Origin of the sequence: Streptomyces sp. NPDC058964, assembly GCF_042741275.1 — a bacterium.
In the GTDB taxonomy this organism is placed as follows: Bacteria; Actinomycetota; Actinomycetes; order Streptomycetales; family Streptomycetaceae; genus Streptomyces.
Window position 1 is genome coordinate 13,626 of the sequence record NZ_JBHYKH010000097.1, and the last position, 8,816, is coordinate 22,441.

The window sequence follows — 8,816 nt, forward strand, 5'->3', positions numbered from 1 at the left end:
CCGCGCGTCGGGACGGGGATGCGGGTCGAAAAACGCCATCTCGACGTCGCCCTGCGCCCCGCGGGGGGCGCGCCGCCGCGGGCGCCGGCCGCCCCTTCTCGTGGCCTGTCGGCAGGCCTAGAACTTGTTCTTCGGCGTGATCCCCAGGGACAGCCCCGAAAGGCCCCGCTGCCGCCCCCCGAGCTTGCCCGCGATGGCGCGCAGGGCGGAGCCCGCCGGGGAGTCCGGGTCGGTCAGGACGACCGGCTTGCCCTCGTCGCCGCCCTCGCGGAGGCGGACGTCGATCGGGATGTTGCCGAGGACGGGGACGGTCGCGCCCGTCGTACGCGTCAGGCCGTCCGCGACCAGCTGACCGCCGCCCGTGCCGAAGACGTCGACCATCTCGCCGCAGTGCGGGCAGGGCAGGCCGGACATGTTCTCGACGACGCCGACGATCTTCTGGTGGGTCTGGACGGCGATGGAGCCGGCCCGCTCGGCCACCTCGGCGGCGGCCTGCTGCGGCGTCGTCACGACCAGGATCTCCGCGTTGGGGATCAGCTGGGCGACGGAGATCGCGATGTCACCGGTGCCGGGCGGGAGGTCCAGGAGCAGGACGTCCAGGTCGCCCCAGTACACGTCCGCCAGGAACTGCTGGAGCGCACGGTGGAGCATCGGGCCGCGCCAGACGACCGGCGCGTTGCCCGGCGTGAACATGCCGATGGAGATGACCTTCACGCCGTTCGCGGACGGCGGCATGATCATGTTCTCGACCTGCGTCGGACGGCCGTCCGCGCCCAGCATGCGGGGCACCGAGTGGCCGTAGATGTCGGCGTCCACGACACCGACCTTCAGGCCGTCGGCCGCCATCGCCGCAGCCAGGTTGACCGTCACGGAGGACTTGCCGACGCCGCCCTTGCCGGAGGCGACCGCGTACACCCGGGTCAGGTTGCCGGGCTTGGCGAACGGGACCTCACGCTCGGCCTGGCCGCCGCGCAGCGCGTTCGCCAGTTCCTTGCGCTGCTCGTCGCTCATGACGTCCAGCGTGACGTCGACGCGGGTGACGCCGTCGACCCGGGTCACCGCGTCGGTCACACGCTGGGTGATGGTCTCGCGCATCGGGCAGCCGGAGACCGTCAGGTACACGGTGACCGCGACCGCACCGTCCTCGCCGATCTCCACCGATTTGACCATCCCGAGTTCGGTGATGGGTCGGTTGATCTCGGGGTCGTTCACCGTCGCCAGTGCCTCGCGCACCGCGTCTTCCGTAGCCATAAGGACGATGGTACGGCGCACGGCGGGGGCCCCGGAAAGCCTGTCAGCGGTCGTCTACGTCACGCCCCGGCGACCGTTCCGACCGTTCTGCCGGGAATACGACGTGCCCGTCGTGGCGCCGGTGCTCCTCCGCCTCCTTGATGACGTCCTGCAGCTCGGAGCGGATCCAGTCGCGGGTGGCCACTTCGCCCAGGCCCATGCGCAGGGCGGCGATCTCGCGGGTCAGGTACTCGGTGTCCGCGATGGACCGCTCGTTCTGCTTGCGGTCCTGCTCGAGGTTGACCCGGTCACGGTCGTCCTGCCGGTTCTGCGCGAGCAGGATCAGCGGGGCCGCGTAGGAGGCCTGGAGCGACAGCATCAGCGTCAGGAAGATGAACGGGTAGTTGTCGAAGCGCAGGGTGGCCGGCGCGGCCACGTTCCACACCACCCACAGCACGATGGCGACCGTCATCCAGACGATGAACCGTCCGGTCCCCAGGAAGCGCGCGATCTTCTCCGACAGCCGCCCGAAGGCCTCCGGGTCCCACTCGGGCAGGATCCGGCGCCGGGGCGGCCGGGGCTGGTCGAGCCGGGGCGCGCGGGGCCGCGTGGCGGCGGTGGCACCCACCGGGGTGCGCTCACGCGGGCTGGTCTCGCGCTCAGGAGCCATGGGGGCTCGCCCCCTCCGCCGCCTCCTCGTCCAGGTGGAACTCCGTCTCGCGCCAGTCGTCGGGGAGCATGTGGTCCAGCACGTCGTCCACGGTCACCGCGCCCAGCAGCGACCCGGCCTCGTCGACCACGGGCGCCGCCACCATGTCGTACGTGGCGAAGAACCCGGCGATGATGGGCAGCGTGGCCTCGGGGTCGAGCGGTTGCAGGTCGTCGTCGACCAGCGAGCTGACCAGGGTGTACGGCGGATCGCGCAGCAGGCGCTGGAAGTGGACCGTGCCGAGGTACTTGCCGGTCGGGGTCTCGTCGGGCGGGCGGCACACATAGACCTGGGCGGCGAGGGCCGGGGACAGATCGGGGTTGCGGACCCGCGCGAGGGCGTCGGCGACGGTGGCGTCGGGGCGCAGGACGATCGGCTCGGTCGTCATGAGACCGCCCGCCGTGTGCTCCTCGTACGACATCAGCCGCCGCATCTCGGCCGCGTCGTCGGGCTGCATCAGGCTCAGCAGCCGTTCCTTGTCCGCCTCCGGGAGCTCGGAGAGCAGGTCGGCGGCGTCGTCCGGGTCCATGGCCTCCAGGACCTCCAGGACGTCCGCCGCGCGTTCCTCCTTCAGCTTGCCGAGGATCTCGATCTGGTCGTCCTCGGGGAGTTCCTCGAGGACGTCGGCGAGCCGGTCGTCGTCGAGGGCGGCGGCGACCTCGGCGCGCCGCTTGGCGGAGAGATGGTGCAGGACGTTGGCGAGGTCGGCGGGGCGGAGCTGCTCGAAGGTGGCGAGCAGGTTCTCGGCGCCCTGCCCGTGCTCCTCCAGGGAGAACCCTGTGACGGCGGACCACTCGACGGTGAGCGTCTCGCCCTTGGCCCGCCGGAAGGCACCGCCCTTGCGGCCCTTCCGGACGAAGACCCGGTCGATCTCCCAGTCCCGGCGGGCCGGCAGCTGCTGCACGGACACGTCAAGGACGGTGACCTCCTCGTCGGTCTCGACGAGCTTGACGCGCCGGTCGAACAGCTCCCCGAAGACGAGCCGTTCGGTGGGCCGCTGCTCGAAACGGCGGACGTTGACCACGCCCGTGGTGATGACCTGGCCGGACTCGATGCTCGTCACCCGGGTCATGGGCAGGAAGATGCGGCGCCGGGTGGACAGTTCGACGACCAGTCCGAGCAGGCGCGGGGGGCGGCGGCCGACACGGAGTATGACGACCAGGTCGCGGACCCGGCCCACCTGGTCGCCGTTCGGGTCGAAGGCGGGGACAGCGGCGAGGTGCGAGACGAAGATCCGGGGGACGCCGGCTGCCATGGCTGTGCTTCCTTTGCGTGCAGGAGTGCTGAGGTTCGCGTTCCTTTTCCGAATTGCCCGCTCCGTGGGGTTCAGGCTAGCCCGTACCGATCGGGCACGCCCTGGTGAGCGGTCCGGACGGACTGGCTCCGCCTGCCGGGTGCGGCCCGGGTACGCTGCCGTACGCCGATCAGGACCCGTCAGAAAGGCAGCCCCACCTGTGACTGCGACTTCCCAGGGCCGTATCCGCCGCGCTGCGCTGGTGACCGCGACGTGCGCACTGGTGGTGACCGGTACGGTGGCGCTCGCGGGGTGCAGCAGCGAGGATCCGGACGCGGGCACCAACGGAGTGGGCAAGCTGGCCCCGGAGAAGATCCAGAGCACCACGAAGGCGGCCGCGGGTTCCGTGGACGCGGTGCGGCTGTCCGGGACGGTCGTCACCAGCGGGCACTCGTACCGGCTCGACATGCGTCTGAAGCCCGACGGCGGCACCGGGTCCGTGACCTCCGAGGGGACGACCTTCCATGTGCTGCGGATCGGCGAGAAGCTGTACCTGAAGGCCGACGCGGAGTTCTGGAGCCACGCGGACGGCACCGGCCACAAGGACGGGGACGCGGCGGCCGCGGACAAGCTCGACGGCAAGTACGTGAAAGTGCCCCAGGGCGATCCCGCCTACAAGAAGTTCAGCGGCTTCACGGACAAGGCCGTACTGCTCGACGGACTGCTGACCCTGCACGGCAAGCTGGCCACGGACGGCCATCACGAACAGTCCGGCACCCGCGTCATCCGCATCACCGGCGACGACGGCTCCGGCGGCACCCTGGACGTCTCCCTGGAGGGCAAGCCGTACCCGCTCCGCCTGGTGCGCGGCGGCGGCGCGGGGACGCTCAGCTTCTCCGACTGGGGGAAGGACTTCGCCGTGACGCAGCCCGCGAAGGACGAGACCGTGGACTACGGGCAGCAGCTGCCGACGTCGTAGTCCCCGGCAGGGCGCGGCCGATGCGCACCGCGAGGGGGGCATCTACCGGCGCTCGCGGCTCTCGCGTCCGGCCGGTGCCCCGGTTCCTCCCTGTGGAGGCTACTTGCGCTTGCGTCGCTTCAGCAGCAGTCGTGGGAGCGCGGCCGGGACCGGTCGGCGGGTTGTCGCCGGCGAGGGCAGCGGGGCCGCGGTCAGCGCGTCGTGGGGCAGCGGTGCCGTGGCACCGGTCGGCACCAGGCGGAACACCCGGCACTCGCGGGCCCAGCGGTCGGTCATCGCCTCCCCGTCCGGAGCGTTGAGGCGCTTGCCCTTGAGCTCGGCCACCGCCGCGTCCCACTCGGGGGAACCGGCCGGGAGCTCGGACACGGCCGCCGTCCACGAGACGAGCCGGCCGCCCTTGTCCTTGCTGCGCACGGTCACCTCGGCGGAGCCCCCGTCGGCCAGCCCGGGCAGCGGCTGCTCCCCGGGACCGTCGCCGAGCAGGCACACCGCCCCCTCGTGCCACACGTGCCACAGGGCCCGCGCGGCCGGGGCTCCGGCGCCCTTGACCCAGATGAGGCCGGACTTCTTCGTGGCCTCCTCGACGAGGGCCTGGTCGAGCAGCTCGCTTGTCATGCGCCCAGCCTAACCAGGCGTCCCGCCGCTCAGGCCGCCCTCACAGCCAGCCGTTGCGCTTCAGGGTGCGGTGGATGCCGAGACACAGGACCACCGTGATGCCCATGATGACCGGATAGCCGTACTTCCAGTGCAGTTCGGGCATGTACTTGAAGTTCATGCCGTACACACCGCACACCATCGTCGGTACGGCGATGATCGCCGCCCACGCCGTGATCTTGCGCATGTCCTCGTTCTGCGCGACCGACGCCTGCGCCAGGTTGGCCTGCAGGATGGAGTTGAGGAGTTCGTCGAAGCCCAGCACCTGCTCCTGGACCCGGGCCAGGTGGTCGGCGACGTCCCGGAAGTACTTCTGGATGTCCGGGTCGATCAGCCGCATCGGGCGCTCGCTCAGCAGCTGCATGGGCCGCAGCAGCGGCGAGACCGCGCGCTTGAACTCCAGTACCTCACGCTTGAGCTGGTAGATCCGTGCCGAGTCCACACCGCGCGACACCCCGCCCTTGCGGCCCGGCGAGAAGACCTCGGTCTCCACCTCGTCGATGTCGTCCTGCACCGCGTCCGCGACCGCGATGTAGCCGTCGACGACGTGGTCGGCGATGGCGTGCAGCACGGCCGAGGGGCCCTTGGCGAGCAGTTCGGGGTCGTCCTGGAGCCGGTGGCGCAGCGCGCGCAGGGAGCCCTGTCCGCCGTGCCGGACGGTGATGAAGAAGTCCCGGCCGGTGAAGCACATGACCTCACCGGTCTCCACGACCTCACTGTTCGCGGTGAGCTGGTCGTGCTCGACGTAGTGGATGGTCTTGAAGACGGTGAAGAGGGAGTCGTCGTAGCGCTCCAGCTTCGGGCGCTGGTGCGCCTGGACCGCGTCCTCCACGGCCAGCGGGTGCAGCCCGAACTCGCTCGCGATACCGGCGAATTCGGCCTCGGTCGGCTCGTGCAGGCCGATCCACACGAACCCGCCGTCGCGGCGCACCAGCCGCATGGCCTCCTGCGGGGTCAGCGGCTTGGCGGCGTCGATCCGGGTGCCGTCGCGGTACACGGCGCAGTCGACCACGGCCGAGGGCGTCGAAGGGTCGCGGGTGGTGTCGTACGCGCTCGTGTCCATCCGCAGGCTGCTGCTCTTGCGCAGCGAGGGACGGGACGGGCGGACCACGGCACGCAGGTCGCGGATCATCGACATGGCAGGCTCCTTCGCAACGAGCAGCGAGGCACGCATGGGTCGCTGCGACGGGTGGAACTGCCCGGAATGAGGACGTCCTTGCTGCGGAATGTTTGGCACGTCCACAAAGCGGGGAGCACCGCACCGTCGCGGTGGTGGCGGGCTTCGCTGCTGATTCGGCTACTGATGCAGATCAGACAGATCAGGCAAAACGAAACGAAGTGCTCTTCCATGCGGCGACTGGAACGCGCACGAATGCGAGAGGCGGCAGCCAGGCAGACGAGCCGGAGCAGCTAGTTCAACGGCAGGAAGAGCGGGTGGTACTGCACGGTCGACTTCGGTCCATGCCGCCCACCTCCTCCGGCCGGTCCCTCGTGAGGGACGATCCATTCCCCGTTGGGGAGTCTCAATCGGCGTCGGGACTCGATCGCGACGCTTCTGCGTGCTGTCCCGAACCACCGGCTCAGAGTATCAGCAGCCCGTAGTGTCAAGGCGCCGCTTTGCCCGGTACTGACGAGTTCTATGCTCACCGCATGGTTGATGTTCTGCCTCTAGTCGAGGCGCGGTTGACTACCGCGCTGGGAGAACCGGACGCGCGCGCCGCGGTCACCTTCCTCGGTACGGACCGCATCGAGGTGCTCCGTTTCCAGGACAGCGACCAGGAGGGCGCCGTCGTCCGCTACGCCACCCTCGGCATGTCCGCGCACCCCATGACCGACCCCACGGCGATGCTCGCCGACCCGGTCGAGGGACCCCGCGCGGAGCTGTTCCTCTCCGTGCGGGCGGGCCTCGCCGACACCGACAAGGTGCTCCGCCCGCTCGCCGTCCTCGGTGCGTCACCACAGGTGGAGGGCGTGGTCGTGGCCCCGGGCGCCTCCCTCGACACGGGTGAGCCGCTGTGGCCCGGCGCTCCCTTCACCTCGGTCCTGGTCGGCGAGCCGGGCGGCCTCGTCGAGGACCTGGAGCTGGACGAGCCGATGGATCCCGTACGGTTCCTGCCGCTGCTCCCCATGACCCCGAACGAGGCCGCCTGGAAGCGCGTGCACGGCGCCCAGGCCCTCCAGGAGCGGTGGCTCGCGAGCGGGACGGACCTGAGGGACCCCGGTCGCGGGTCCGTCCCGCTCGACTGATCCGAGGGTGACCGATCTCACCAACGCAATTCCGGAATCGGTCAGTTGGCAAAGACGGTGACGTCGTCCTCGGTGGCGTGCACGGCCGCCGGCCGCTCCGCTCCACGGGTGAGGGCGGCGCGCCGTACGAGGACGACCAGCGCGCCCAGGACCGCGGTGACGGCCGCGACCACGAAGGGGACGTGGACGTCGGTCCACTCCTCGATCCTGGGTGCGAAGTAGGGCGCCGCCGCGGCCGCGAACCACCGCACGAAGTTGTAGCCCGCGCTCGCCACCGGGCGCGGCGCGTCCGACACGCCCAGGGCCAGTTCGGTGTAGACCGTGTTGTTCACGCCGATGAACGCGCCGGACAGGATCGTGCAGACGACGGCCGCGGTGTGGTCGCCGTAGCCGAGGCCGAGCACGTCGGCGGCGAGCAGCACCAGCGACCCGCCGAGCACCTTCGGCGAGCCGAACCGCCTCTGCAGGCGCGGGGCCACGATCACCGAGAAGACCGCGAGCAGCACGCCCCAGGCGAAGAACACCGCACCCGACCGGTACGGGGTCATGTTCAGCACGAACGGAGTGAAGGCCAGCACGGTGAAGAACGTGTAGTTGTAGAAGAAGGCCGAGACGGCCGCGGAGGCCAGTCCGCCGTGGCCCAGCGCCCTGATCGGGTCCAGGGCCGACGTCCTGCGCGCCGGCTTCGGCTGTTCCTTCAGGAACGCCGTGATGCACAGGAAGCCGACCGCCATCAGAGTGGCCGTGCCGAAGAACGGGTACCGCCAGCTGATGTTGCCGAGCACCGCGCCCAGCAGCGGCCCGCACGCCATGCCGAGGCCGAGCGCCGATTCGTAGAGCAGGATCGCGGCCGCGCTGCCCCCGGCCGCCGCGGCGACGATGACGGCGAGGGCGGTCGAGACGAAGAGGGCGTTGCCCAGGCCCCAGCCCGCCCGGAAGCCGACCAGCTGGCCGACCGAGTCCGACGTGCCGGCCAGGCCGGCGAAGACCACCACGAAGGCGAGGCCGAGCAGCAGGGTCTTGCGGCCCCCGATGCGGCTGGAGACGAAGCCGGTCAGCAGCATCGCCACGGCGGTGATCAGGAAGTACGAGGTGAAGAGCAGGGAGACCTGGCCGGCGGTGGCGTTCAGCCCCTGGGCGATGGACGGCAGGATCGGGTCGACCAGGCCGATGCCCATGAAGGCGACGACGCAGGCTCCGGCCGTCGCCCAGACCGCCTTGGGTTGCCGCAGGATGCCGCCCGCGCCCGCGTCGAAGGCGTCCATGTTCGCTCCAATCCCGGGGGTCCCGGCGAAAAGATGGTTGCTATCTACACATGCTAAGTTAGCTCGGCTAACTAATGCAAGATGCATCTAGTTCCTCGTGGTGACCGGTTCCGTCCGGACGGGTGATCGTCCTTGACGTGGGGGAGCGGGGGTAGGACCGTGGGGCCCTATGAGGGGCGAACCCAGTTGCCCGAAGTGTGGTGGCCGGGTCAGGGCTCCCGGACTATTCGCCGATTCGTGGCAGTGCGATGTGCACGGGACCGTGCATCCGGTGCAGCCCGTGATCCCGCCCAGCGTCGAGGCGCTCGGCGTGGTGGTGCATCGCACGCAGGTGCCGGTGTGGATGCCGTGGCCACTGCCGGTGGGCTGGCTGTTCACGGGCGTGGCGTGTGCGGGCGACGACCGCAGTGGCGGTCGGGCGACGGCTGTGGCCTGCTCGGGACCCGGTCCGCTCGGCGGCATGGGCGAGCTGATCCTGGTCGCCGAGGAGCTCGGCGT

General features: G+C 70.6%; 9 protein-coding genes. 3 read left to right on the forward strand and 6 right to left on the reverse strand.

The annotated features are described in order from the left end of the window. Window positions 1-117: 117 nt before the first annotated feature. From ACFW2E_RS15050 to ACFW2E_RS15060, 3 genes are read right to left on the reverse strand one after another with little or no spacing between them, the layout of a single operon-like run. Window positions 118-1,251, reverse strand: coding sequence for an Mrp/NBP35 family ATP-binding protein (locus tag ACFW2E_RS15050; RefSeq protein WP_384466405.1), 1,134 nt, complete (start codon window positions 1,249-1,251; stop codon window positions 118-120). Window positions 1,252-1,294: 43 nt separating this feature from the next. Continuing rightward, window positions 1,295-1,900, reverse strand: coding sequence for a DUF1003 domain-containing protein (locus ACFW2E_RS15055; RefSeq protein ID WP_384466407.1), 606 nt, complete (start codon window positions 1,898-1,900; stop codon window positions 1,295-1,297). Beyond that, on the reverse strand, window positions 1,890-3,194 hold the full coding sequence (locus ACFW2E_RS15060; RefSeq protein WP_384466409.1) for a magnesium transporter MgtE N-terminal domain-containing protein: 1,305 nt from the start codon (window positions 3,192-3,194) through the stop codon (window positions 1,890-1,892). The genes ACFW2E_RS15055 and ACFW2E_RS15060 overlap by 11 nt, the downstream gene beginning before the upstream one ends. A 199-nt stretch (window positions 3,195-3,393) precedes the next feature. Here ACFW2E_RS15060 and ACFW2E_RS15065 point away from each other — a divergent pair, with 199 nt between their 5' ends. After that, complete coding sequence (locus ACFW2E_RS15065; protein ID WP_384466411.1) at window positions 3,394-4,152, forward strand: hypothetical protein; 759 nt, start codon at window positions 3,394-3,396, stop codon at window positions 4,150-4,152. Between the two features lie 99 nt (window positions 4,153-4,251). On the opposite strand, the gene ACFW2E_RS15070 is transcribed toward ACFW2E_RS15065, so the two are convergent. Then, window positions 4,252-4,767, reverse strand: coding sequence for a hypothetical protein (locus ACFW2E_RS15070; protein WP_384466413.1), 516 nt, complete (start codon window positions 4,765-4,767; stop codon window positions 4,252-4,254). A 40-nt stretch (window positions 4,768-4,807) separates the two neighbouring features. Next, window positions 4,808-5,944 carry a magnesium and cobalt transport protein CorA gene (locus tag ACFW2E_RS15075; RefSeq protein ID WP_384466415.1) on the reverse strand — a complete coding sequence of 379 codons (1,137 nt, stop codon included), beginning with the start codon at window positions 5,942-5,944 and terminating at the stop codon, window positions 4,808-4,810. Window positions 5,945-6,456: 512 nt separating this feature from the next. Here ACFW2E_RS15075 and ACFW2E_RS15080 point away from each other — a divergent pair. Beyond that, window positions 6,457-7,053 carry a suppressor of fused domain protein gene (locus ACFW2E_RS15080; RefSeq protein WP_384466417.1) on the forward strand — a complete coding sequence of 199 codons (597 nt, stop codon included), beginning with the start codon at window positions 6,457-6,459 and terminating at the stop codon, window positions 7,051-7,053. A gap of 41 nt (window positions 7,054-7,094) precedes the next feature. Here ACFW2E_RS15080 and ACFW2E_RS15085 read toward each other — a convergent pair whose 3' ends face one another. Then, window positions 7,095-8,318, reverse strand: a complete 1,224-nt coding sequence (locus ACFW2E_RS15085) for an MFS transporter (RefSeq protein WP_384466419.1) — start codon at window positions 8,316-8,318, stop codon at window positions 7,095-7,097. A 169-nt stretch (window positions 8,319-8,487) separates the two neighbouring features. On the opposite strand from ACFW2E_RS15085, the gene ACFW2E_RS15090 reads away from it, so the two are divergent. After that, window positions 8,488-8,816: DUF6758 family protein (locus ACFW2E_RS15090; RefSeq protein ID WP_384466421.1), on the forward strand; the 329-nt coding region annotated here is incomplete at its 3' end.

Bases quoted from the DNA above. Each gene is read 5' to 3' on its own strand.
- ACFW2E_RS15085 (WP_384466419.1), bottom strand. From the start codon at position 8,318: ATGGACGCCTTCGACGCGGGCGCGGGCGGCATCCTGCGGCAACCCAAG.
- ACFW2E_RS15070 (WP_384466413.1), bottom strand. From the start codon at position 4,767: ATGACAAGCGAGCTGCTCGACCAGGCCCTCGTCGAGGAGGCCACGAAG.
- ACFW2E_RS15075 (WP_384466415.1), bottom strand. From the start codon at position 5,944: ATGTCGATGATCCGCGACCTGCGTGCCGTGGTCCGCCCGTCCCGTCCC.
- ACFW2E_RS15055 (WP_384466407.1), bottom strand. From the start codon at position 1,900: ATGGCTCCTGAGCGCGAGACCAGCCCGCGTGAGCGCACCCCGGTGGGT.
- ACFW2E_RS15060 (WP_384466409.1), bottom strand. From the start codon at position 3,194: ATGGCAGCCGGCGTCCCCCGGATCTTCGTCTCGCACCTCGCCGCTGTC.
- ACFW2E_RS15080 (WP_384466417.1), top strand. From the start codon at position 6,457: ATGGTTGATGTTCTGCCTCTAGTCGAGGCGCGGTTGACTACCGCGCTG.
- ACFW2E_RS15050 (WP_384466405.1), bottom strand. From the start codon at position 1,251: ATGGCTACGGAAGACGCGGTGCGCGAGGCACTGGCGACGGTGAACGAC.